Source organism: Burkholderia sp. Ax-1724, assembly GCF_011752995.1.
Taxonomy (GTDB): Bacteria; Pseudomonadota; Gammaproteobacteria; order Burkholderiales; family Burkholderiaceae; genus Paraburkholderia.
Map to the genome: position 1 here is coordinate 276,780 of NZ_VWWL01000002.1, position 23,310 is coordinate 300,089.

21 protein-coding genes are annotated in these 23,310 nt (G+C 60.9%); 7 read left to right on the forward strand and 14 right to left on the reverse strand.

The annotated features are described in order from the left end of the window. The first annotated feature begins 67 nt into the window (after nucleotides 1–67). The gene (locus tag F3J19_RS03330) at nucleotides 68–1,492 is read left to right on the forward strand and encodes an MFS transporter (RefSeq protein ID WP_167037596.1); all 1,425 of its coding nucleotides are present in this window, start codon (nucleotides 68–70) and stop codon (nucleotides 1,490–1,492) included. Nucleotides 1,493–1,519: 27 nt separating this feature from the next. Beyond that, complete coding sequence (locus F3J19_RS03335; protein WP_167037599.1) at nucleotides 1,520–2,083, forward strand: GAF domain-containing protein; 564 nt, start codon at nucleotides 1,520–1,522, stop codon at nucleotides 2,081–2,083. 103 nt (nucleotides 2,084–2,186) lie between these two features. Here the strand turns inward: F3J19_RS03335 and F3J19_RS03340 are convergent, their stop codons facing one another. From F3J19_RS03340 to F3J19_RS03355, 4 genes are read right to left on the reverse strand one after another with little or no spacing between them, the layout of a single operon-like run. Beyond that, nucleotides 2,187–3,317, reverse strand: coding sequence for an ABC transporter ATP-binding protein (locus F3J19_RS03340; RefSeq protein ID WP_167037602.1), 1,131 nt, complete (start codon nucleotides 3,315–3,317; stop codon nucleotides 2,187–2,189). Then, nucleotides 3,314–3,967 carry an ABC transporter permease gene (locus tag F3J19_RS03345; RefSeq protein WP_167037605.1) on the reverse strand — a complete coding sequence of 218 codons (654 nt, stop codon included), beginning with the start codon at nucleotides 3,965–3,967 and terminating at the stop codon, nucleotides 3,314–3,316. Before F3J19_RS03345 ends, F3J19_RS03340 begins: the two co-directional genes overlap by 4 nt. A gap of 10 nt (nucleotides 3,968–3,977) precedes the next feature. After that, nucleotides 3,978–4,847: a glycine betaine ABC transporter substrate-binding protein gene (locus tag F3J19_RS03350; RefSeq protein ID WP_205192535.1), complete on the reverse strand. Its 870-nt coding sequence runs from the start codon at nucleotides 4,845–4,847 to the stop codon at nucleotides 3,978–3,980. 56 nt (nucleotides 4,848–4,903) lie between these two features. Continuing rightward, nucleotides 4,904–5,620, reverse strand: a complete 717-nt coding sequence (locus tag F3J19_RS03355) for an ABC transporter permease (RefSeq protein WP_167037611.1) — start codon at nucleotides 5,618–5,620, stop codon at nucleotides 4,904–4,906. A gap of 651 nt (nucleotides 5,621–6,271) precedes the next feature. On the opposite strand from F3J19_RS03355, the gene F3J19_RS03360 reads away from it, so the two are divergent. After that, the gene (locus F3J19_RS03360; protein WP_205192515.1) at nucleotides 6,272–7,321 is read left to right on the forward strand and encodes a serine hydrolase; all 1,050 of its coding nucleotides are present in this window, start codon (nucleotides 6,272–6,274) and stop codon (nucleotides 7,319–7,321) included. Nucleotides 7,322–7,398: 77 nt separating this feature from the next. Here the strand turns inward: F3J19_RS03360 and F3J19_RS03365 are convergent, their stop codons facing one another. From F3J19_RS03365 to F3J19_RS03400, 9 genes are all read right to left on the reverse strand, one after another. Then, on the reverse strand, nucleotides 7,399–7,734 hold the full coding sequence (locus F3J19_RS03365; RefSeq protein ID WP_167037617.1) for an RcnB family protein: 336 nt from the start codon (nucleotides 7,732–7,734) through the stop codon (nucleotides 7,399–7,401). Between the two features lie 212 nt (nucleotides 7,735–7,946). Further along, nucleotides 7,947–9,449, reverse strand: coding sequence for a Na+/H+ antiporter NhaC family protein (locus tag F3J19_RS03370; RefSeq protein WP_167037620.1), 1,503 nt, complete (start codon nucleotides 9,447–9,449; stop codon nucleotides 7,947–7,949). Between the two features lie 148 nt (nucleotides 9,450–9,597). Beyond that, nucleotides 9,598–10,845, reverse strand: coding sequence for an arginine deiminase (arcA, locus tag F3J19_RS03375; RefSeq protein WP_167037623.1), 1,248 nt, complete (start codon nucleotides 10,843–10,845; stop codon nucleotides 9,598–9,600). A 50-nt stretch (nucleotides 10,846–10,895) separates the two neighbouring features. Next, nucleotides 10,896–12,317, reverse strand: coding sequence for a basic amino acid/polyamine antiporter (locus F3J19_RS03380; RefSeq protein WP_167037626.1), 1,422 nt, complete (start codon nucleotides 12,315–12,317; stop codon nucleotides 10,896–10,898). 144 nt (nucleotides 12,318–12,461) lie between these two features. Further along, complete coding sequence (locus F3J19_RS03385) at nucleotides 12,462–12,689, reverse strand: hypothetical protein (protein WP_167037628.1); 228 nt, start codon at nucleotides 12,687–12,689, stop codon at nucleotides 12,462–12,464. 309 nt (nucleotides 12,690–12,998) lie between these two features. Next, complete coding sequence (locus tag F3J19_RS03390) at nucleotides 12,999–14,324, reverse strand: HAMP domain-containing sensor histidine kinase (RefSeq protein WP_167037631.1); 1,326 nt, start codon at nucleotides 14,322–14,324, stop codon at nucleotides 12,999–13,001. Further along, the gene (locus F3J19_RS03395) at nucleotides 14,321–15,061 is read right to left on the reverse strand and encodes a response regulator (RefSeq protein ID WP_167037634.1); all 741 of its coding nucleotides are present in this window, start codon (nucleotides 15,059–15,061) and stop codon (nucleotides 14,321–14,323) included. The genes F3J19_RS03390 and F3J19_RS03395 overlap by 4 nt, the downstream gene beginning before the upstream one ends. Before the next feature lie 7 nt (nucleotides 15,062–15,068). Beyond that, nucleotides 15,069–15,191 (reverse strand): hypothetical protein, encoded by a 123-nt coding sequence (locus F3J19_RS32940; RefSeq protein ID WP_345889821.1) that lies wholly within the window; start codon nucleotides 15,189–15,191, stop codon nucleotides 15,069–15,071. Then, entirely contained in the window at nucleotides 15,188–15,559 is a 372-nt protein-coding gene (locus F3J19_RS03400) for a GFA family protein (protein ID WP_167037636.1), read from the reverse strand. Before F3J19_RS03400 ends, F3J19_RS32940 begins: the two co-directional genes overlap by 4 nt. Before the next feature lie 465 nt (nucleotides 15,560–16,024). Between F3J19_RS03400 and F3J19_RS03405 the strand changes: the two genes are divergently transcribed. Continuing rightward, on the forward strand, nucleotides 16,025–17,068 hold the full coding sequence (locus tag F3J19_RS03405; protein ID WP_205192517.1) for a patatin-like phospholipase family protein: 1,044 nt from the start codon (nucleotides 16,025–16,027) through the stop codon (nucleotides 17,066–17,068). 2 nt (nucleotides 17,069–17,070) lie between these two features. Next, on the forward strand, nucleotides 17,071–18,570 hold the full coding sequence (locus tag F3J19_RS03410; protein ID WP_167037639.1) for a GntP family permease: 1,500 nt from the start codon (nucleotides 17,071–17,073) through the stop codon (nucleotides 18,568–18,570). 79 nt (nucleotides 18,571–18,649) lie between these two features. Here the strand turns inward: F3J19_RS03410 and F3J19_RS03415 are convergent, their stop codons facing one another. Then, nucleotides 18,650–20,056, reverse strand: coding sequence for a replication initiation protein (locus F3J19_RS03415; protein WP_167038007.1), 1,407 nt, complete (start codon nucleotides 20,054–20,056; stop codon nucleotides 18,650–18,652). Between the two features lie 1,040 nt (nucleotides 20,057–21,096). Between F3J19_RS03415 and F3J19_RS03420 the strand changes: the two genes are divergently transcribed. Then, nucleotides 21,097–22,308: an AAA family ATPase gene (locus tag F3J19_RS03420; RefSeq protein WP_167037642.1), complete on the forward strand. Its 1,212-nt coding sequence runs from the start codon at nucleotides 21,097–21,099 to the stop codon at nucleotides 22,306–22,308. Next, nucleotides 22,305–23,279 (forward strand): ParB/RepB/Spo0J family partition protein, encoded by a 975-nt coding sequence (locus F3J19_RS03425; RefSeq protein ID WP_167037646.1) that lies wholly within the window; start codon nucleotides 22,305–22,307, stop codon nucleotides 23,277–23,279. Before F3J19_RS03420 ends, F3J19_RS03425 begins: the two co-directional genes overlap by 4 nt. Nucleotides 23,280–23,310: the final 31 nt, after the last annotated feature.

A 23,310-nucleotide genomic window follows, 5' to 3' on the forward strand; every position in this document is an offset into this window, starting at 1 on the left:
AGTCCGAAGTACAGAACGCGCGGCGCTCGCCGCGCCATTTTCATCAGCATCATCAGGAGAAGTTGCCGTGTCCGCCGTCGCCGCCCGTCTTGAAAGACTGCCGATATCGAATTTTCATCGCAGACTGCTGCTGATCGGCGGACTGGGATACATGTTCGACGGCCTCGATTCGTCGTCACTCGCCTTCCTGCTGCCGGTCGTGAGCAAGCTCTGGCAATTGACGAGCGCCCAAACCGGCCTCGTCGCGAGTAGCACCTATATCGGCTACTTCTTCGGCGCGTTCCTCTCGGGCGTGCTTGCCGACGTGATCGGCCGCCGCCGCATCATGATGAGCGCGCTCGCGATCTACTGCGTCGCGTCGCTCGCGAGTGCCACCGCACAGGACTGGCACACGTTCTTTGCATTACGCGTGGTCGCCGGTTTCGGCTCGGGTGCGGAGACCGTCGTCATCGCACCGTTCCTCGCCGAATTCGTGCCGCGGCGCTATCGCGGCATGTTCTGCGGCGCGCTGGTCGGCTTCATGTCGTTCGGCTACCTGAGCTCTTCGATTCTCGGTTTCGCCGTGGTGCGCAACTTCGCCGACGGCTGGCGTTATCTCGCGGTCATCACCGCACTGCCCGTCGTCATGCTGCTGTGGTGGCGCAGAACGCTGCCCGAATCGCCGCGCTGGCTCGAAAGCCAGGGCCGCGCGACCGAGGCAAACGACATCGTCAGCGCAATCGAAGCATGGTTCGTCGGCAAAGGCATTACGCTCGCCCCCGTGAGCGCGGCAAGCACCGCGGCCCCGCTGCCCACGGCCGCGCCCGCAAGCGGTGGCGCGTTGCACAACGTGCTCGCGCTGTGGTCGCCGCGGCTCGCGCGCACTACCGCCGTGAGCTGGCTCATGTGGTTCTCGGTGGCCTTCGCGTATTACTCGTTCTTCTCGTGGATTCCGAGCCTGCTCGTCAAGGAAGGACTCACGATCACGAAGAGCTTCGGCTATTCGATTGCGATTTACGGCGCGCAGATTCCCGGCTATTTCTCCGCTGCATGGCTCAATGAAAAGATCGGCCGCAAAGGCGTGGTCGCGTCTTACATGCTGCTTGGCGGAATTGCGGCGATCACGCTCGCGTTCTCTCACTCCGGCCTCGAGATCATGGCCGCGGGCATCGCGCTGTCGTTCTTCATGAACGGCGCTTTCGCCGGCGTCTATGCCTACACCCCGGAAGTGTTTCCGACCGCGGTGCGTACGACCGGCACCGGATCGTCGTCCTCGTTCGGCCGCATTGGCTCAGTGAGCGCGCCGATTCTGGTCGGCCTCGTTTATCCGCTATCGGGCTTCCTCGGGGTGTTCGCGATGACCACGGCGGTGCTGCTGATCGGTGCTTGCGTCGTGTTCTTCCTCGGCATCGAAACGCGCAACCGCTCGCTGGAAGACATCGAGGCCAGCGAGTTCGCAGCGGCGCCTGACGCAGCGGGCCAGCTCAAGTCTTCTTCCCGCCTGCACAGCTGAACGCACCGCCCTTTTTCGGACTCTTCCATGCAAACGATGCAAGCCAACCCGACCGAGCCTGCGCTGCGCGACACGCAGGCACTGACCATTGCCGACCTCGAACGTCTCGCGATGGCGATCCGCCTGAAAGATCAGCCGCACGAAATTTTCCGCGCGGTTCATGAGGTAGCCGCGAGCACGATAGGCTTCAGGCTGTTGACGATCATGTCGTACGACGCGCAACACCACGAAGTCGAACGCGTCTACACGAACATGCCGGACGTTTATCCGCTTGGCGGCCGCAAGAAGAAGCAAGGCACCGCCTGGGCAAAACAGATCTTGCAGGATCTCAGGCCGTTTCGCGCCGCCACCTCGCAAGGCATTCGCGAAGCGTTCGACGACCACGCGGTGATGGCCGGCATGGGCCTCGGCTCGATACTGAACATTCCCATTGCCTACGACGGTGTGTGCATCGGCACGATGAACCTGACGCACGAAGAAGGCTGGTACGCGAGCCATCACGAAAGCATGGGCCTCACGATCGGCGCTTTCCTGGCTCCCGCACTGCTCAAACAGAATGCGCAGTTCTCCGCTGGTACGGTTCATTCCTGAAAGATGCCTCGCGGCATCGCACGCGTCCCGTTTTGCGACGTGTTTGGCAAAACGGGACGCGTGCTAACGATTCGATGCCGCGCGCACCGAATCGCGCTGACCCTCAGGCGGCCATCGCCTGGCGCGAGCGGCCCGAACTGAGGTACTGGGCGATCGAGTCCTGCGTAATTTCGCCGAGGTAGCTCCCCTCGTTGTCGAGCACCGGCAACCACGACGCGGCGAACTGGTACATCTTCGACAGCACGATACGCAGGTTGTCGTCGATTGACGCCGTCGCGGGGAAGTTGCTCAGCCGGTCTCCGCACACACCTTCGGCGCCACGCGCCGCCCGGCGGGCCACGTATCCGAGCGCCCGCCCGGCTTCATCGAGCACGGTCAGGTGGCGCGTGTCGCTTTCATCCATCGTGGCAAAGGCCCGAGCCAGAGACGTGCCGGCCTGCGCGGTCTCGGGCTGCGTGGCGGCGTCGCCGGCCTTCACGAGCAGCAGGCGCTTGAGCGTGCTGTCCTGACCCACGAACTGCGCGACGAACTCGTCGGCAGGCCGCGCGAGCAGCGTGTCGGGGTGGTCGTACTGGATCAGCTGGCCGCGACGGAACACGGCAATGCGGTCGCCGAGCTGGATCGCCTCGTCGATGTCGTGACTCACCATGATCACCGTCTTGCCGAGCTGGCGCTGCATCTGGAAGAACTCGTTGCGGATCGATTCGCGGTTAATCGGATCGACTGCGCCGAACGGTTCGTCCATCAGCAGCACCGGCGGATCGGCCGCGAGCGCGCGGATCACGCCGATGCGCTGTTGCTGGCCGCCGGACAGTTCGCGCGGATAGCGCTTCAGGTATAGCTTCGGATCGAGTGCCACCATCGACATCAGTTCAGCCGCGCGCGCGGCGCAACGCTGCTTGTCCCATCCGAGCAAACGCGGCACGACCGTGATGTTCTCCTCGATGGTCATGTTCGGAAACAGGCCGATCTGCTGGATCACGTAGCCGATACGCCGGCGCAGGCTCACTTCGTCGAGGCCCGCCGTATCTTCGCCGTTGATGAGCACGCGCCCGGAAGTCGGCTCGATCAGGCGGTTGATCATCTTGAGCGTGGTCGTTTTCCCACAGCCCGACGGTCCGAGGAACACGCAGATTTCCCCTTCCGGCACCGAAAGGCTCACCGAGTCGACGGCGCGTACGGTTTGTCCATCCTTGCGCGGAAACGTCTTGGTCAGTTTGTCGAGTTCGATCATGTTTTTTGTACTCCCTTCGGTGTCAAGGCGCGTTGCAGCGCCTGCAGAATCAGGTCGGCGACAATGGCCAGAATGCTGACGAGCACCGCCCCTACCACGAGCTTCATCATGCTGCTCTGGCCGATGGCCCGCACGATCAGCGTGCCGAGGCCGCCCGCACCGATGACGGCGGCGATCGTCATCACGCCGATGTTCATCACGACCGCCGTGCGCACACCCGCCAGAATGACCGGCACCGAAAGCGGCAAATCGACGAGCCGCAGCCGCTGCCAGGCCGTCATGCCGATGCCCGTGCCCGCTTCCTTGATGCCGGCGTCCACGCTGGCAAGCGCCAGGTGCGTATTGCGCATGATCGGCAGAAGCGAATAGAGAAACACGGCCGTAATCGCAGGCAGCGCGCCGATGCCCTGCCCGAAGCGCGAGAACACCGGAATCATCAGCCCGAACAGCGCGATCGAGGGCAGCGTGAGAATCACGGTCGCGAGACCGAGCAGCGGCCCGGCGAGCCACGCGTGACGATTGATCAGGATGCCTAGCGGAACGCCCGCGACGATCGCGCAGCCGACGGCAATGCCCACGAGATTGATATGTTGCAGCGTGAGGTGCAGCAGGTCCTGCCAGTTCGATAACAGATAGTCGATTACGCTCATGCGGACTCCTTCACGGTAAGGTATGCGTGCGCAGGAACTCGGCGGCGACGTCCTGCACGGGTTTGCCGTCCAGATCGACCTCCTTGTTCATCTTCTGCAGCACGTCGTTGTTCAGCACCGCGGAGAGTGCGTTGAGCTGCTTCGCGAGTTGCGGATTGCGTTCCAGCACTTCCTTGCGCACGATCGGCACAGCGTTGTAGGGCGGAAAGAAGTGCAGATCGTCTTCGAGCGGCACAATGCCGAAGCCGTTCACGCGGCCGTCGGTCGTGTACACGAGCCCGATCGTCAACTGGTCGTTATGCAGCGCCGTATAGACGAGCCCGGGGTCCATCTGCTTGAGCTGCGCGCGCCGGAAATGCATGCCGTAGGCCGCGAGCAGCGGCTTCAGACCGTCCGGGCGATTCGCGAACTCGGCATCCATGCCGAAGACGAAGTGCTTCGATTCCGGATGCTTCGCCATGTACGCGGCAAGTTCCGAAACCGTGCGAATACCCGTGCGTTGCGCAACGCGGCCCGGCAAGCCGAGCGCATAGGTATCGTTGACCGGCGACGCGTCGAGCCAGATCAGGCCGCGCGGTTCGTCGAGCGCCTTGACGCGCTCGTACATCTGCTGCGGTGTGAGCTTTTCTTCGATCTTGTCGTAGACGAGCGCCGCCGTGCCGGTGTAATCCCACACCACGTCGAACTGTCCGTTTTCCAGCGCGCTACGCATCAGCGTGCTGCCGAGACCCGAGTGCGCCTCGACGGTGTAGCCGCGCGAGCGCAGGTATTGCGATGTGATTTCCGCGAGAACGTATTGTTCGGTGAAGTTCTTCGCGCCGAGCCGGATGGTCGACGCAAATGCCGAAGCGCACGGCGCCGCGACGAGAAGCGCGATCATGCAGGCGCTTGCGAGATGCAGAACACGGCGTATGCCGCCTTTCGTCAAACGGGAAATCATGCCACGGCTCCATGTCGAATGAGCCACTGGCGATTGCCCGCCGCGACGAGCATGTCGAGCGCGAGCGCGATCAGGGCGGTGAACGCTGCGCCCATCAGCAGCAAGGGTTGATTGTCGAGGTAGATGCCGGGGAAGATCAGCGAGCCCAGGCTATCGGCGCCGATCAGGTAAGCGAGCGGTGCGGTTCCAACGTTGATTGCAAGCGCGGTGCGCACGCCGCCGATGATGATGGGCATCGCATTCGGCAACTCGACGCGCGTGAGCGACTGCCAGCCGGTCATACCGATGCCGCGCGCCGATTCGCGCAGCGCGGCGGGCACGTTCTTCACGCCTTCGTAGGTATTGCGCGTGATCGGCAGAAGCGAGGCGAGAAACAGCGCGACGATGGCCGGCACGCTGCCGATGCCGAAAACGCCGAGCGCGATGGCCAGCACGGCCAGCGAGGGAATCGTGTTACCGACGTTGAAAATCTGCATCGCGCGTTCCGCATGCCGCCTGAATTTCGGCCGGCTGAGGATGACCCCGGCCGGCACGCCCACGAGAATCGCGAGCGCCATCGAATAACCGACGAGCAGCAGATGCTGCCCCGTGTAGTAGGCGAGATCGCCAGCCCGGCTGCGAAATGTGTCGGCACCGATGCCGAGCGCCAGTGCCGCAGCGATGGCGACGACCACAATCAGACTGCCCATGATCCGGGCGGTGCGTTGCGTCATGACGAGACTCCTCCTTGTCGATTTAGCGTGTGATGAATACGGACAGGAAAGACGCTATATCGAACGACATGAGGAAGCGGACTGCCCGGCGCATCGGCCATGCAGCAAGCCAGGCCCCCTATGGCGATTGAGCGTGATCGGGGACCTGACAAACGCTCACGCGTTCGTACAGTTGTCGCTTTCCGCCCAGCAACGCGTAGCGCGTTGGAGCACGATGCCGCCCGACGGCGGCAGAAATTGCGGCAGCACGATAGGTGCTGCGCAAGGACCGGAGGCCCTGTTTGATGCGGTGAAACCTACACGAATTGCCACTCTGGACAGGACGCGCGGTACACCATTGGATATGTCATTACGTGATGGAAACGCAGAAAAGTATAAGCAATTCGTGCAGTGACGTCTACCTTTGCAAAATTAGCGTCCGATATAGCACCCCGTCATACCGGTAAAATCGACACCTATTATCGGATCATTTTTCCAATTAAATTGGATAACGAACTAAATACAAGCGGTGTCCGTCCATTTCAGGGTTGACGGCATAAAGCCGGGTACCGCAAACTATTGCCCTTCGGCAGAAGGACTCGCGGCTTTTGCCATTCCGTTTCGTCCGGTGCGCCCTGCCCCGCAAGGCGGCCGCAACAGGGAGATGGCTGTTTGATTGGGGTAGCCGCACGCTTGATTCGTGGTCGCACGTGCCGTGTCATGATTGTCGCGTTCGCCGTTGCATCCGCATTCGTGACCAACGCATTCGCGTCGCATCCAGGGAGTGCGTCCGTGCAGGGGCCATCCACGAGCAACGGCAAATCGTCCAGGCGTCGGCCGGCGGTGACATCGCATCCATTGCGCGTGCAGCATCATATCGCCGGGCACAAGCGCAGACGCCTGCGGCACACACGACACTCTGCACACCACAGCACTGCGGGGCCACGCCTGCTCGCCCGCTGCGGTTACGACAGGCACGCGGCTCATCGGCTCCATTCGGACTCGATCTATGTCGTCGACGTCCGAACCGGAAAGACACTCCTCGCCCGCCGTGCCGACAAAGTCCGGCCCATTGCTTCGATATCCAAATTAATGACCGCAGTGGTCGCGCGCAAAACTCATCGGCCACTCGACGGCGTTCTGCAGGTCACGGCGAGTGATCGCGACATGATCAAGTTCACGGGGTCGCGGCTGTCGGTCGGCTCGCGGCTTTCGCGCCGCGATATGTACCATGTCGCCTTGATGTCTTCGGAGAACCGGGCCGCCGCAGCCTTGAGCCGCGATTTCCCGGGTGGGCGGCCCGCATTCGTGGCAGCGATGAACGACGAGGCTCGCACACTCCAGATGCGTCGCACGCAGTTCCGTGACCCGACGGGCCTGTCGCCGCATAACGTGTCGACAGCAACAGACCTGGCCCGTCTCGTTGCCGTTGCGGCGCGCGATCCGCTCATCCATCGGTTCACGACGGACCGTACTTACGTCGCCCACCCCGGCTATGGCGAACTCCGCTACGTCAACTCCAATCCGGTGGTTCGCTTCGACAACTGGCCTATCGTGTTGCAGAAAACCGGATTCGTAAACGAGGCCGGCCACTGTGTCGTGATCCATGTACTCGTACACGGCAGGCCAGAGACTATCGTATTACTCGGGGCGCCGACGCGGCAGGAGATGGTGCTCGATGCAAGCCTCATCCATCACTGGCTCACGTGTTCGCTGACCTGATCCGCCAGGCGCAGTGCATCGACTCACGTAACGAAGCGCGGACATGCGCACATGTCCGCGCGCGCAATGTCACTGCGTCATTGCGTGCCGCTGACGATCGTCGAAATAGCCCAGTTGTTCGTCGATACGAGCACATAATCCCCGTTGATCCCAAGCCATCTATGTCCGCGCGGGGGCGCCTTGAGGCCGTGCCCGCGCCAGTCGTCCATGACGAAATTGTTATGGCGGTATTCGTTCGGCACACGCTGGCCGTTGTGCCAGTCCCGATGCGGAATGGACGGCATCACCTGCTGACGGCCCGGTCCGGCCATCGGGCCACCGCCCGCGTCCGGCGGCGGTCTCGCCGCAATCGCAATCAGAGAAATACCGGAAAAAGAGAAGGCAACGAGCTGCGAGATAATGCGTCTGTTCATGGTCAAACCTCCCTGCGGGAAAAGAAAGGAATGAACTACGAAATCAGGGCTTTCTCGAAGTCGTTAAAAGTATAGTAAATAGCTTTTCGACTTCAAGCGGCCCGGCAAACCAACACGACATACATCACAACGAGAACTGAAAAGAACGCTATTCAAACGATTCGTGAGCATGGCGAAATTGCCTCAGCTCGAATCAATCGCCTTACCAGGTTTCATTCGTCTGGATACGATGACGCGGACTCCGTCGAAGCGGATGCGGATGCAGACCCCTCTGTAGCACCGGCCGCAAGACGTGGCATGCGGATACCCGCGTAGGCAATCGCAATCGTCAGCAGCGGACTCAGGAAGCAGAACACCGCGAATGGCGCGTAACTGAGTGTGGACACGCCGAGCGTCGCCGCCATATAGGCGCCGCAGCTATTCCACGGAATCAGTGCCCCGGTTGGCGTGCCCGTATCGCCGACCGCACGCGACAGCACAACCGGCTCGAAGCCGCGTCGTGCGAAAGCCGACCTGAACATGCGCGCGGGGAGCACGACCGCGATGTACTGATCGGCGGTCACGATATTCGTGGCGAGAATCGCGCCCACCAGCGAGGCCACCAGCGCGCCCGCGCTCTTCGCTTTCTGGATGACTGGCTCGATCAGACGCTCGAGTACACCGCACTTTTCGACCACACCGCCAAATGCGAGCGCGGTAATGATGAGCCAGATCGTGCTGAGCATGCTCTCCATGCCGCCACGTGTGACGAGAATGTCGAGTGCGGGATTGCCCGTCGACGCCTTGTAGCCGCTCGCGAGCGCAAGCCATACGCCTTTGACGAGTGCGAGCCACACGGGCACGTCGGACCTCGCGGCAGCAAACGCGATCACGCGTTCGGGCGCCACGCAGACCGCGAGCAAGCCGCCCGCCAGCGCGCCGAGAAAGATCGCGGTAAATGGCGGTATTTTGAAAACGGCGAGCACGATGACGAGAATCAGCGGCAGAAACAGCCACAGCGAGATAAGGAACGCGCCGCGCATCGCCTGAATCTCGGCGCTCGCGTCGAAATCGCCGGGCCGGCCGAAAAAATAGAACACGCCGAGCGAGATGACCATCGCCACCGCCGAGGTTAGGAAAACCTCGCGAAGATGCCGGTACAACTCGACACCGGCCGCGGCGGCAGCGAGATTGGCGGAGTCCGAGAGCGGCGAGGATTTGTCGCCCAGATACGCGCCCGAAATGATTGCACCCGCCGTGATCGCGGGGCTCAGTCCCATGCCTTGCGCGATGCCCATCAGTCCGATACCGATCGTGCCGGCGACGGTCCATGAACTGCCGATGCTCATCGAAACGAAACCGCAGATCGCTGCCGCCGTCACATAGAAATAGTTCGGACTTAGAAGCTTCAGCCCGTAATAGACCATGCCTACGAGCGTACCGCTCAGCGCCCATGTGCCGATCAGCGCACCCACCGCGAACAGGATGAAGATCGCACCGATGCCGGTGCTGACACTGGCAACCGCGGCTTCGCCGAGCGAAGCCAGCGTATGGCCGTGGCGCCAGCCGATGAACACCGAGATCATCGTGGCGACGACGAGCCCCACCTGATTCGGGCCGCTCGCGCCCGCGTCGCCGAACAGGTAATAGGACAGTCCCACCAGTACGACGAGGCTGGCGATCGGAATGATCGCCTCGGTCAGCGTGACCGGCTGAGGTGACCCGGGCCTTTTCATTTGAGCTCGCCCCCGTATTTGGCCGCAACCGGACAGCGGCCGCAACGAAGTTGCGTCCGCCCGGCAAGATCCGGTCGCCGTGAATGCGCTGCCGCTTGCCGCAAACGCGGCAACCGAACGATGCCTTTCCGCTTATCTGCTGGAGCGGTTAATAGTCCACCGCATCGCGAATAATCGGGCACGTCATGCAGTGACCGCCACCACGACCGCGCCCAAGCTCGGCACCGACGATCGTAATCACCTCGATGCCCTGCTTGCGCAGCAGCGTGTTCGTGTACGTGTTGCGGTCGTAGGCGTAGACGACACCGGGTGCTGCGCACACGAGGTTCGCGCCGCTGTCCCACTGCGTGCGCTCGCGCTGATAATCGCTGCCGCCCGCCTCGACAACGCGCAGCCTCTTCAAACCCAGTGCTTCGGCCACCACGTCGGTGAACGGCTGGTTCTCCGCGTGCAGTTCGACGCCGCTCGGATGGCTGCTCGGGCGATACGAGAATGTGCGCGTCTTCGCCATGAAGTCCGGCGCAACCAGCACGCAGTCGCGATCGGCGAACGTGAATACCGTGTCGAGGTGCATGGCCGCGCGAATCTTCGGCATGGCCGCAACAATCACGCGTTCGGCCGCGCCCTTTTTGAAGAGCGTGGCGGCCAGTTGGCTGATGGCCTGACGCGAGGTGCGCTCGCTCATGCCGATAAGCACCACGCCCTTGCCGATCGGCATCACGTCGCCGCCTTCGAGCGTCGCGAGACCGTGGTCCTCGGTCGGATCGCCCCACCACACGTTGACCTTGCCCGCGAAGTCCGGGTGGAACCTGTAGATCGACGTCGTGAGGATCGTCTCTTCATGCCGCGCGGGCCAGTACAGCGGATTCAACGTCACACCGCCATAGATCCAGCAGGTCGTGTCGCGCGTGTAAAGCGTGTTCGGCAACGGTGGCAGCAGATATTCGGTGCCACCCGCCGCTTCCTTTGCGACTTCGAGTGCCTTGCCGCCGTGCGCTTCCGGAAAGTCGTGCGTCGACAAACCGCCAATCAGCGTTTCGGCGAGCTTGCGATTGTCGAGCCCTTCCAGATAGCTTCTCAATTCGTCGATAAAGCCAAGGCCGACCTGATTCGGCACGACCTGGTTATCGAGAATCCACTTCTTGCCTTCGGGCACCGCCACCGTTTCCGCGAGCAGGTTGTGCATCTCCACGACTTCGACACCACGGTCGCGCATCTTCGTCACGAAGTCGAAGTGATCGCGTTTCGCGTTCTCGACCCACAGCACGTCGTCGAACAGCAATTCATCGCAATTGCTCGGCGTGAGCCTCGAATGCGCGAGCCCTGGCGCGCACACCATCACCTTGCGCAATTGCCCGACCTCGGAATGAACACCCAACTCACCTGTATTCGCCATGATGCTCTCCTGAATTCCAGTGTTGATCCGCCATGTTCGATCGAATGCCGTCAGATCGTGATCGTTCCGCTCGCAAGACCATAGATGCCGACGAGCGCGCCAAGGACTACGACGATAAAGATGATCCAGTCGGAAGTAATGAAGACGGCCTTGCTCTGCTCGCGCCTCGCCCAGATATAGAGCGCCGTTCCCGGCGCATACAGCACGGCGGACAGCAGAATGAATTTCAGCCCGCCCGCGTAAATCATGAAGACCGTATAGATCACGGCGATGGCCGCCATCACGAGGTCGCGTTTGCGCTCTTCGGGGCGCACGTCGTAGCCTTCGCCGCGATTCGAAATCATGAACCCGTACGCGGCCACGAACAGATAGGGAATCAGCGACATCGCACTGGTGAGGTTGAGCATCAGCGCGAACGCATCCCGCGAGAAGTACGTGCTGATGACGAGAAGCTGCACCACGATGTTGGTCAGCCACAGCGCGTTGGCCGGCACCTTGTTGGCATTCTCTTTCGCGAAAACGGCGGGCATGTCCTTGGTCTGTGCCGCCGTGAACAGCACTTCGGCGCAGATCAGCGACCAGGCAAGATAGGCGCCCAACACCGAAACCAGCAGGCCCACGCTCACGAAGATCGCACCCCAGTGCCCGACCACCGCTTCGAGCACCGCCGCCATCGAAGGCTGCCGCATGCCCGCGATGTCCGCGCGTTGCAGCACCGCGTACGGCAGCATCGTCACGAGCACCATCAGCGAAGTCACGACGATAAAGCCGAGGATCGTGGCCTGCCCGACGTCGGAGCGCTTCTTCGCATAACGGGAATAAACGCTCGCCCCTTCGATCCCGATGAACACGAACACGGTAACGAGCATCGTCGCTCGCACCTGCTCGAAGATATTGCCGTCGAGCCCGCCGCCGTACAGGTTCGCCTGAAACAGATCCATCCTGAAGCCGAAGATCAGGATGACGATGAAAACGAGGATCGGAATGACCTTGGCGACCGTCACGATACTGTTGATAAAGGCGGCCTGCTGGACCCCTTTCAGGATCATGAAATGGAATAGCCAGATGCCGAGCGATGCGACGACGATCGCCACCGCGGTATTGCCCTCGCCGAATACGGGAAAGAATGCGCCGAGCGTCGACTTGATCAGCACCCAGTAGGAGACGTTGCCGATACAGCTACCGATCCAGTAGCCGAATGCCGAGAGAAAGCCGGGGTAGTCGCCAAAGCCGGCTTTCGCATAGGCAAACACGCCGGCGTCCAGTTCGGGCTTTCGTTCCGCGAGCGCCTGGAACACGCGCGCCAGCATATACATGCCGGTGCCGGCAATCAGCCAGGCAATGACGGCGCCGAGCGGCCCCGTGGCATTGGCGAAAGTCCGCGGCAGGGAAAAAATCCCGGCACCGACCATGCCGCCCACGACCATGGCGGTGAGCTGCATTCTCGACATTTTTTGGGGAGTGGACGCCATTCGGATTCCTTTTTAGTTACCTTTTTAACGAGGTTGGTAATCAGATTCGAACGAAACGTTTCTCTCAGCCAATCGCGGCCGGATCGGCAACTTTACTCAGCAACCGCCACACGTGAAAAAGAATGGTCCGTCCGCTGGCTTTTGTCAATTGAGTGGCAGAGCGAATAAGGCTTCTGCTGTGCAATGTGAATAAATTATTGAGGCAATGCTTGATGCCGATGAGTGAATTGATAGCATTTTCGTGAATGCCTGTGCCATTGCCATCGATAAATCGTAATCGCGCTGCGGCTCAAGCGCGGGATCATCGGCCTGATCGAAAAATCGAGTCAAATCAACTGCATAGATTGTTCCGAAGTATGGGATACGCGGCATGAGAATGGACGCCGGCCATGCATGCGTTGCGTCGCGCAACACTTCGCATTCAATGGCGGCCAGTGAATAAAACCCTAAAAATGTGAACTCGATTCACATCGATTTTTTACAGATATGCTCCGCGCACCAGGGAAAACACGAGCCACCCCGGAAATCAAATATCGATTGCAGTGCAATAAATACTGCCATCGCCCATTTGAAAATCGATGTCATTTTTTTGCTTCTATTTCACAACCATGCTGTCCGGGCGACAATGTAATGATGCATATCGGGTACGCAGTGGATTTTCCGGCTATTGCACTGCCCGATTTACGTCCCGGATAATTTTCTCAACGTCAGTCTCGCTTCGAGACCACCGCCGACGCGGTTATGCAATGTGAGCGTCGCATCCATGGCGAGCGCAAGTTGCCGGGCAATGGCAAGACCGAGCCCCGTGCCGCCCGTTTGACGATTGCGCGACCCCTCAAGCCGGTAGAACGGCTCGAACACGGTCTCCAGCGATTCAGGCGGAATGCCCGGGCCGCGATCGAGCACCGAGACGGTTGCCTCGCCGTTGTGCAAAGCGCCGATGTCGATCTGCGCCGCGCCGCTGAACTTCAGCGCGTTATCGACCAGATTGCCGACGATGCGGCGCAATGCCTGCGGACGCAATGTCAGCGACTGGCCGAAGCTGCCCTGCAAGGACACGTCCTGACCGGCATCGACGTAATCGCAAACGAGGCTGTCGAACAGCGCATCGGGATCGATACGACGCGGCACTTCGCTCGTGCCGTGCATCGTGCGCGCATAGGTGACGCCCTCCTTCACCAGCGCTTCCATCTCCTGCAGATCCTGGCGCAGCTTGCCCGCTTCCGCTTCGTTCTCCATCACGTCGAGGCGCAGACGCATGCGCGTGATCGGCGTTTGCAGATCGTGTGAGATCGCCGCGAGAATCTGCATGCGCTCGGTCATATAGGTTGCGATTCGATCCTGCATCGCATTGAACGCGCGCGCGGCGCGTGCCACTTCCGAAGGCCCTTCTTCGGGTAGACGCTCGGCCTTCAGATCGGGGCCGAGCGTATCGGCCGCCACGGCAAGCTGATGCAGCGGACGCGTCGCGAGCCGCACCGCGAGCCAGCAGCACGCGGCAAGCACGATCAGCTGCAATATCAGTACGAGCGGCAACCAGCGCGACAGCGGCGCACCGGACATCGGCCGCAGATCGATGGTGAGCGGCATACCGTCGCTCAGCCGCAGATGAACCTGTAAACGCTCGCGGTCACCCGGCACCGCATTCACGCTCAGCGGATAACGCTTGCCGATGCCGTCGCCGATCGACTGCGCGACGCGCGCCGACAGGCTCGCATCGACCGGCACGCCGGGCACGCCCGGCCCCAGCATGAACTCGTAGCTGCGCCGCGCGAGACGCGGCAGCCACTGCGCGCGCTCGCCGGGCGGCAGATGATCGAGCAGCGCGACCGAGCTCGCGACCTCGCGCTCGATGTAGCCCATCATCACATTGGTCATCGTCTGGTCGCGTTCGGTCATCGTGAGCCAGAACGACATCGTCTGTGCGAGCGCGAGACCGACGAACAGGATCAGCGCCAGCCGCGCGAACAGCGTACGCGGACCGTGCAGCCACGCTGGCCTGCTCATTGCGGATCTCCGATCGCGGTTACCGCCGCCGAAAACACGTAGCCTTCGCTGCGCAGCGTCTTGATGTAACGCGGCTCGCGTGCGCCATCGCGCAGCCGTTGACGCAGACGGCTCACCATCAGATCGATCGAGCGGTCGAATGCATCGGCCTGGCGCCCCTGAGTGAGGTTCAGCAACTGGTCGCGCGTGAGCACGCGCTGCGGATGATCGAGAAACACGCGCAGCAGACGGTACTCGGCGCCGCTCAACGCGACCATCGTGCCTTCCGCGTCGAGCAGATGGCGCGCGGTCGTATCGAGCCGCCAGTCGCCAAAGCACAGCATCGGCGCCGATTCGGTCACTTCCATGCCGGGCGGCAGCATGCGCGTTCGGCGCAGTACCGAGCGAATCCGCGCGAGCAGTTCGCGCGCGGCGAACGGCTTGGACAGGTAATCGTCGGCGCCCATTTCAAGGCCGACGATGCGGTCGGCTTCCTCGTTGCGCGCGGTCAGCATCAGCACGGGCACCGCGCTGAACTTGCCGGCGCGCAACTCGCGGCACAGCACGAGGCCGTCTTCACCGGGCATCATCAGATCGAGCACGATCAGATCGGGCGCGCCGTTATCGAGCGCGGCGCGCATCTGCCGGCCGTTGGCCGCGAGCGAGACGCGCATGCCGTTTTTCTCGAGGTAGCCGGCGAGCAGTTCGCGGATGCCGCGGTCGTCGTCGACGATCAGTACGTGGTCGGGATTTTCCATCGCGAGATTATCTCTTGCGGCGCTTGAGCTGCACACCGTTCGCCTGAATGAACGAGCACCTGAACGGATGTGCGAGTTCGGCCGCAAGGCCGCCGGCGACGAACACCGCGATGGCAACGAAGCGTTTCACGCGCCCTCCAGCACGGAAAGGCTCGCGCCATCCGCAACGCTGGCTTCGAGCGCATAGGGATCGACACCGTCGAGGCAGCCGATATTGACGCGCCACAGTTTCGGGTCTTTACGCGTCTGATGAAACGGATAGATACCGCAATGCTTGCAGAAATAGTGCCTCGCGACCTTCGTGTTGAACTGGTAAAGCGTGAGCGACTCTTCGCCGCTCAGAATCTTCAGTTCGCCGGCGGGAAAGAGTGGCGTCATCAGCGCGCCCTTGCGGCGGCACAGGCTGCAATTGCAGCGGCCAGCCGGAACGATCGGGGTACGGACTTCGAATTTGACGGCCCCGCAATGGCAGGATCCTTGCAACAGCTCGGTGCTCATGGTGTTCTCCGTGATCGGGCGATGTTGGCGTTATAGCCTGACCCGTCGGTCGAATTATGTCGTAATGTATCTGCGCACTCAGCCGATACATAACATTGCAATAAACCTTGCCGATTGCGGCGGACTCCGCGTTTGACCTCGCCTCGCAGCGGTACCCGGCGAGCACGAATGAATGACGGATCGCGCTGGCGGATTCGATCGATCTCGCAAGACACGATCGTTACGCACGGGCATGTGAACAATTATCACAATAGCGCTATTGGGCGTAATGCCAGTGAATCAAAACGAATACGCTTGACTTTTAAGCATCGCCCACTTTCAATACGGATGTTGCAGTGCGGCGGCTCGCATTTAAAACACGCTGCATGCCGTTGAAAAGTTCACAAGTTTAGCCAGCAATTCCTTCGCCCGCCGGACATTCGGCGCCAGCTCGTGAAATGGAGCACTCCTCAACAAGGAGTCGTCTTGGCTGCAACGAAAGCTCGATCAACTCATCGCGCACCCGCTCGCATCGACCTCGCATTGCAAGGCGGCGGCTCGCACGGTGCTTTTACATGGGGCGTCCTCGACCGTCTGCTCGAAGAACCCTGGCTACAGATCGAAGGTATCTCGGGCACGTCGGCCGGCGCAATGAATGCCGCCGTGCTCGTGAGCGGTTATCAACTCGATGGCGCGGCTGGCGCACGCGCCACGCTCGAAGCGTTCTGGCGACGCGTGTCCGAGGCGGCAGTCTTCAGTCCATTTCGCCGCAGCCCGTTCGACGTGCTGATGGGCCGCTGGACGCTCGATTATTCGCCGCTTTTCATTGCGATGGATCTCGCGGCCCGCATGTTCTCGCCATACGACATGAATCCGCGCGGCGTCCATCCGCTGCAGAAGATTCTCGAAGAATCGATTGACTTCGCCCATCTGCGCGACGCACCGATCAAGCTCTTCATCACCGCGACGCGTGTGCGCACCGGTCAGGCACGCGTGTTCCGCAACGCCGACCTGTCGCCGGACGTGCTGCTCGCCTCAGGCTGTCTGCCGACGCTGTTCCAGGCGGTGCGGATCGATGGCGAGGACTACTGGGACGGCGGCTACGCGGGCAATCCGACGATCACGCCGCTGGTGCGCGAATGCACGTCGAGCGACACGCTGCTGATTCAGGTGAATCCCATCGAGCGCGATGAAACGCCGCGCACCGCGCGCGAGATCATCAGCCGCCTGAACGAAGTCGCGTTCAACGCACCGCTCATGAAGGAGCTGCGCATGATCGCGCTGCTGCGCCGCGCGGCGGACGCCGGCAGCGACGAAGGCCGCCACTGGGCGAAGATGCGCATTCACCGCATCTCGAGCGACGTGATGACGGAACTCGGCTACTCGTCGAAGCTGAACGCCGAGTGGAGTTTCCTGACGATGCTGCGCGACGAAGGACGGCTTGCCGCGCAAGCGTTCCTCGACGAGCACGGCGACTCGATCGGCGTGCGCTCTTCACTTGATCTCGACGCGTTGCTCGACGGAGTCTGACCATGGACGTCACTACCCTGTCACCGCTCGCGGTGGGTCTCGGACTGTTCGGCATGCTCGCCAGTCTCGCGCTGCTGATCGGCTTTGCGTATCGCGGCTGGACCGTGTTGCTGCTCGCGCCGTTCGCCGCGATGCTGGCCGCCGCCATTTCGGGCGAGCCGATTCTCGCGCATTGGACACAAACCTTCATGATCAGCGCCGCGCGGTTTCTCGCGCAGTTTTTCCCGCTGTTCCTGCTCGGCGCGCTGTTCGGCAAGCTCATGGAAGACAGCGGCTCGGTGAAGGCGATTGCGAGCTACATGACGGACAAACTCGGCGCGCATCGGGCGATTCTCGCCGTCGTGATGGGCGGCGCGCTCGTCACGTATGGGGGCGTGAGTCTCTTCGTCGCCTTCTTCGTGATCGCACCGATGGCGACCGCCCTCTTCCAGGCCGCCAATATTCCGCGCCGTCTGATGCCAGCCGCGATCGCGCTCGGCACGTCGACCTTCACGATGTCCGCGCTGCCCGGCACGCCTGCGATCCAGAACGCGATCCCGATGCCGTTCTTCGGCACGACGCCGTTTTCGGCGCCGGGGCTCGGCATTATCGCGAGTATCGTGATGGCAGGCTTCGGGCTCTGGTGGCTGTCTTTGCAACAGTCGCGCGCGAGAGCGGCCAACGAAGGCTTCGATGGTTCGAACGCGGCGGCTGCGCCCACCGCGAAGCCCGCGGCCGATTCGAGCCTCGTGCGCGAGCGCGCGACCGTATCGCAAAGCTTCGATCCCGGCGAAATCGGCCACGGACACGTCAGCGAAGATCAGCCGTCGTTTGGTGTCGCGATCACGCCGCTCGTGCTCGTCGTACTCACGAACTTCGTGATGAACGTGATCGTGTTGCCGCGTCTCGACGCCGACTATCTCGCGGACGCCCGCTGGGGCGAAACCTCACTTGCGGCCGTCGGTGGCGTGTGGGGCGTATGCGTCGCGCTCACCGTTGCGATCGTCGCGCTCATTCTGCTCAATCGCCGTCGCTTGCCCGCTTTGCGCGAGACCATCGACGCGGGCGCGAATGCGTCAGTGCTGCCGGTCTTGAGCGTCGGCAGTCTGGTCGGCTACGGTGCGGTGATCGCCGCACTGCCCGCGTTCGCGCTCGTGCGCGAATGGGTGCTCGGCATCGGCGGTGGTCCGCTCGTCTCGCTTGCCGTTGCAACGAATCTGCTGGCGGCGCTAACGGGCTCGGCATCGGGCGGCCTGACCATCGCACTCGATGCGCTCGGCAGCACCTATCTGCAACTGGCCGGTCAGTACGGCATCGACCCTGCACTGCTGCATCGGGTCGCGGTGATTTCGTCGGGAACGCTCGATAGTCTGCCGCACAACGGCGCAGTGGTAACGCTGCTTGCCGTGTGCGGCTCGACACATCGCGAAAGCTATCGCGACATCGTCATCGTCGGGATTCTGGGCGCGCTGCTCGCGCTCGTCGTGGTGATCGTGCTCGGAACGCTGGTTGGATCGTTCTAGAGAGAGGGGCGGCGCTCGCGCAGGTCGCGGGTTATCGATCGTCAGCGCCGCATCGCTGATGGCTCACGCGGGGCGGATGTCAGGCCGCGGCAGCCCGGGCCGCATTCATCCGGCCAAAAACGAACTGACCGAGATACCAGACCAGTTCGGTATTCGCGAAGATCGCCTCTTCCGTCACCGTCGACGGTTCCAGCTTCATACGACGCAGCATCAGCTTGCCCTCGCGCGACATCGTCCACGCGTGCATCAGTTCCTTGCGCGTCTTTGCGTCGGCGGCACTGAAGTGGTCGCGGCCTTGGCGCGAATCTTCGTTCATGCGCGTGCGCACTTCCTCTTCGCGCGTGGCGATGCTGTGCGCCACCGACTTCCTCGCCACGGTTCTGGCTTCCTGCTCCTGCGTCTCATCGGCAAGCAGTCTGGCCTGGACGTCGACCATCGTTCGCTCGGCGTCGGACATCTTCCAGTTGTCGCGCAGCGCGCGCATCAGATAGCCCGCCGGACTCTTCTTGACCTGGCCGCGTTTGATTCTGAAGCGCGTGTATTCGACCGCCTGCTGAATGCGCTCATCGGTCCACACGTCGCGATTCTCGGAAATCTCGGTGAACTGCTTGGTCGATAGCCCGAATTCGTCGGTGAGAATCTTGTACAGATGACTCGCATCGGCAAGGCTCGCGAGCACGGCATCGGCCGTGTCCTTGCGCTTGAGCAGGAAGCGGATGCGATCGATTTTCTTCGAGGTTGTCGACGCCGTCCGCGTCTCGTACGAAAGTTCGACGTCCGATACATCGTTGATCTCACGGACCGCCGGCTCGAGCCAGTCGCGCTTGAAGTACTTGAAGATAGCCGCGTTCGCGCCCATTTTGCCGGGCCAATTGCGCATCTCTTCGAGCTGAATCCAGTCCGTACGCCCCGCGGGCACGTACGGCAAAACTTTGTCGTAGATCGCGCGCGCGAGGCTGCGCGTGAACGCGGTCGAAATACGCAGACTCAGCCAGTGCGATTTCTGCGGATCGCGGATGTGAGGCACGAGCCGCGGATGGACGTCGAAACGCATTCGCCCGCGATGAAAACCGACCATGCCGATAAGTTGAACCTGGACCCAGAGATCGTCCTCGTTCGGATCGCGGTCCGCCGGCGTATTCGTCACGCGGACTTTCGCGTTCTGCGCTTCGTCGGCAATCGTGCGTAAATGCTTGAGATTGCGGCTGTCGTAACGCATCAGCCACTTGAAATAGTTAAGCTCGATGTCGTACTGATCGCGCTCCTCGGGCTCCTGCGCGACGATGAAATACGCAGCGTCGAGAAAGCGCCGCGCGGGTAGCCCCATATTGACGATTTCGGTGAAGAAGTCGTTGCGCTGATAGCCGATCTCCCGATTGGCTTCGTTGATGCGCAACCCCTGGTCGAACATGTCTTCGAACAGCGCGAGTGCCATCTGGCGTGAGGTGGCCTTCGACTTGCCCCCTTCCGGATTGTCCGCCGTCATGTTCTTCATCCACTTTTTTCGCTTCCGGGACTCTAGCACGTGGTGGTGAGCTGTCAACACACAGAACCTCACCATCAGGGCGTGGCCTCGCGGCAAGGAAGTTCGTGCTGCGGATGAGCACACAGAATCTCACCCGAGACACAACCAACCTCACCGACGGAGCGGCTCATTGTGGAGCCAGGCCTTGTATGACAGCACTTCTGGCCGATTCCGATGGCTTTGCACAACCCACCTCACCTTTGCAGTGGCAAGCGTCTGTCATGCACACCGGGCCTCACCTTGATGGGGAAAGAGCCTCACCTTCCTGCACAACAGGCCGCACCTTTACGCACATTCCACCTCACCTTTGGCACAACCCACCTCACCTTTCTGAAGTTAAGTAGTTGAATTAACTGGACATTGAAACTTCCTGTTGGTTTGTTGGTTCGTTCTTGTTTTAAAAACAACCCACCAACTGCGATTTGCAAAGCTGAAAAGAGAAATGACGCAATGCAGCAAGGTGAGGTTGATTGTGCGCGTCTGGAAAGCGCAATCTCGATTTTGGGTGATGGTGAGGTTTGTTGTGCTGCTGGGTGAGATTGAAATACCCTGGTTTGGTTATGGATCGGCTCCTTAGCCGTTGAGTTCAGGGCCATGTAGGTGAGGTTGATTGTGCGTAGGGGCTTTCGAAGCGATTCTGATCCCGTATGGTCGCGTTTCGCCCGGCAATTTCGAGGAAAGGTGAGGTCAGTTGTGCTGTAAAGGGTTCGTCAGTGAGACGCGAAAATGAGAAAATGCACAAATGACCTCACCAGACGCCAATTTTTTAGGCACGCTGAGACTTGCTCCGGGGATTTTTCGGATAAAGGTGAGGTCATTTGTGCCTCGCCGAGGTCGCTCAAATAGTCGTGTTTAGCGAGCAAGAGCGCGATCGCCTCCGAAATTGGGCTCTGAAGTGTGTCGAAGTGCGAAAAATCTGCATAAAAACAGTAATTTAAAAAGCTATTTTCAAGCATTTCCTGTATTCTGAGGTTTCTAGAATTTTATGGGAAAACCTCAGAATGGTCAGAACGAGCCAACTTCCTGCCGTAGACCGAACCGTTCACTTTGAGCAGATCAGCCAGTTTGCGGAAAAGGTCACGATTTTTACCAATGAGCTGCGTGACACGATTCTGGCTCCGCGTCCGCGAAAGACGGCTCCTGTTTTCAAGACGGGTGAGATTGCCGAGATGTGCAATATCTCTCACTCGCAGGTTCAATATCTTGCGACCAAGGGCGACGGTGAATTGCCCTCGGGCACCGCTGCCGGCACCGGTCGCACCCGCACGTTCACCCTCGAAGAAGCGCGCATCTGGGTGCAGAAAATTTCTGATATCTACCAGACTCCGCTCGTCACCCGCGTGAAGGAGCCGGACGGAAAGATCATCATTACCGCTCAGCTCAAAGGTGGGTCCGCGAAGACGACAACGACCATGTGCCTCGCTCAAGGCCTATCGTTGCGCGGCCGCAAGGTACTTGTGGTCGACCTCGATCCGCAGGCGTCACTGTCGGAACTGTGCGGACTGTATGCGGAAAAAGATGTGACACCGGAAGATACGGTGCTGCCGTACGTCTATGACCAGGATATCGAAGGGGGTCTCGAAGGCCGGGTGCAGTCGACTTACTGGGATGGCATCGATGTCATTCCGGCGCACACGGAGCTGATCGGTGCTGAGTTTCATTTGCCGGCAATGCAAAAGGTGAGGCCGGGTTTCCGGTTTTGGACAGTCCTTCGCCAGGGCCTCGAACCGCTACGGAAGAAGTACGACTACATTCTGATGGACACATCGCCGTCGCTGTCATACCTCAATCTGAATGCACTCATGGCGGCGGATGCAATGGTGATGCCGATGGTGCCGGAGAACCTCGACTTCATCAGTTCGCTGTCGTTCTGGAGACTCTTCTCGGACGTGTCGAAGAGCTTCATCAAGTACGAGAAGGACAAGAAATACGACTTCGTCTCGCTGGTGCTTTCGAGGGTCGATTACGGGCGAAACTCGTCGGCGCCCATCGTGCGTGCGTGGGCACAGAGCGCATACGAAAACTGGCTGCACTCGATTGAAGTGCCGGCGAGCTCGGTGATGAGTACGGGCGCGCTGGCGTTCTCGACGGTCTTTGACATCAGCAGCACCCACAGCGCAGCCAAGTCGCTGCAGCGTGTACGGCAGCCGCTGGTTGACTATTGCCGATGGATCGACGAAATCTATTCGGAAAAATGGAGGAACGCGCAATGAGTAATATGCGAGAACAGTTGCTGGCCAAGACGTCCGGCATTCGCAAGACCTCGGCCATCAATGAGGACGAGGTGAAGCGCAGCAATCGCACGCAGACAGCGCCCGGCCTCGCGGGCGCGCTAGCCGTTGCGCAGCTTCGGGTACAGGAGCTGGAGGCAACCGGTGTTGCATCGCAGTTGGCGGTGGCGGGAATTTTGCCCAATCCCTGGCAGCCTCGGCGGGTGTTCAACGAAGCCAAGCTTGCGGAACTCGCCGAGTCCATCCGTGAGGTTGGACTCATGCAGCCGATCGTTGTGCGTCGTGTCGCCGACGATTATCAGATTGTTGCTGGTGAGCGGCGTTGGCGAGCACACAAGATGCTCGGACTCGATACGATCAAGGCGGTGGTGGCGGACTGCTCCGACTCGGATATGGCCGTTCTGGCGATGGTCGAAAATATCAGCCGGGACGATCTGGCCGATTACGAGATCGGGGTTGCTATCCGCAGATCGGAGACGGAGTTTCCGAACCGGAAGCGACTGGCGGAGGCGATGGGTTTGTCTCGTGCAGGGCTTTACCAATTTCTTGCGTTCGACAATCTTCCGGACTTTATCAAAAAGGATCTGGATATCCAGCCGCGGCTTCTTGGTGGAACTGCGGCACAGGCGATTGCCGCGGCGATCAAAAAACACGGCGAGGATGGCATCAAGGCCGCGCGTGAAATTTGGCCGCTGCTGGTGAGAGGCGAAATGGATCAGGGCAAGATCGCCTCGGCCATTGTGGCGCTGGCCACGAGACAGACGACGTCAGGCGGAGCGAGCGGACGCAGCATCGAAAAGTTTTTCTCGGGACGGGAGCACGCAGGAAGTATCACGAAGGACATCAGCAACTTTACGATCAAGATCAAGACCGGAGTGATTACCGAGGCGCAGGAGATTCAGATACGTCAGCTTATCGGGCAGATGTTTCATGCGCAGCCCAAGACGAATTGACTAATCGTTGGTTTGTAAGAGAGAAGCCCGC

Bases quoted from the DNA above. Each gene is read 5' to 3' on its own strand.
- F3J19_RS03410 (WP_167037639.1), top strand. From the start codon at position 17,071: ATGGACGTCACTACCCTGTCACCGCTCGCGGTGGGTCTCGGACTGTTC.
- F3J19_RS03400 (WP_167037636.1), bottom strand. From the start codon at position 15,559: ATGAGCACCGAGCTGTTGCAAGGATCCTGCCATTGCGGGGCCGTCAAA.
- F3J19_RS03415 (WP_167038007.1), bottom strand. From the start codon at position 20,056: ATGACGGCGGACAATCCGGAAGGGGGCAAGTCGAAGGCCACCTCACGC.
- F3J19_RS03370 (WP_167037620.1), bottom strand. From the start codon at position 9,449: ATGAAAAGGCCCGGGTCACCTCAGCCGGTCACGCTGACCGAGGCGATC.
- F3J19_RS03345 (WP_167037605.1), bottom strand. From the start codon at position 3,967: ATGAGCGTAATCGACTATCTGTTATCGAACTGGCAGGACCTGCTGCAC.
- F3J19_RS03365 (WP_167037617.1), bottom strand. From the start codon at position 7,734: ATGAACAGACGCATTATCTCGCAGCTCGTTGCCTTCTCTTTTTCCGGT.
- F3J19_RS03385 (WP_167037628.1), bottom strand. From the start codon at position 12,689: ATGCCGCGTATCCCATACTTCGGAACAATCTATGCAGTTGATTTGACT.
- arcA (WP_167037623.1), bottom strand. From the start codon at position 10,845: ATGGCGAATACAGGTGAGTTGGGTGTTCATTCCGAGGTCGGGCAATTG.
- F3J19_RS03380 (WP_167037626.1), bottom strand. From the start codon at position 12,317: ATGGCGTCCACTCCCCAAAAAATGTCGAGAATGCAGCTCACCGCCATG.
- F3J19_RS03355 (WP_167037611.1), bottom strand. From the start codon at position 5,620: ATGACGCAACGCACCGCCCGGATCATGGGCAGTCTGATTGTGGTCGTC.
- F3J19_RS03340 (WP_167037602.1), bottom strand. From the start codon at position 3,317: ATGATCGAACTCGACAAACTGACCAAGACGTTTCCGCGCAAGGATGGA.
- F3J19_RS03420 (WP_167037642.1), top strand. From the start codon at position 21,097: ATGGTCAGAACGAGCCAACTTCCTGCCGTAGACCGAACCGTTCACTTT.
- F3J19_RS03390 (WP_167037631.1), bottom strand. From the start codon at position 14,324: ATGAGCAGGCCAGCGTGGCTGCACGGTCCGCGTACGCTGTTCGCGCGG.
- F3J19_RS03335 (WP_167037599.1), top strand. From the start codon at position 1,520: ATGCAAACGATGCAAGCCAACCCGACCGAGCCTGCGCTGCGCGACACG.
- F3J19_RS03425 (WP_167037646.1), top strand. From the start codon at position 22,305: ATGAGTAATATGCGAGAACAGTTGCTGGCCAAGACGTCCGGCATTCGC.
- F3J19_RS03350 (WP_205192535.1), bottom strand. From the start codon at position 4,847: ATGATCGCGCTTCTCGTCGCGGCGCCGTGCGCTTCGGCATTTGCGTCG.
- F3J19_RS03395 (WP_167037634.1), bottom strand. From the start codon at position 15,061: ATGGAAAATCCCGACCACGTACTGATCGTCGACGACGACCGCGGCATC.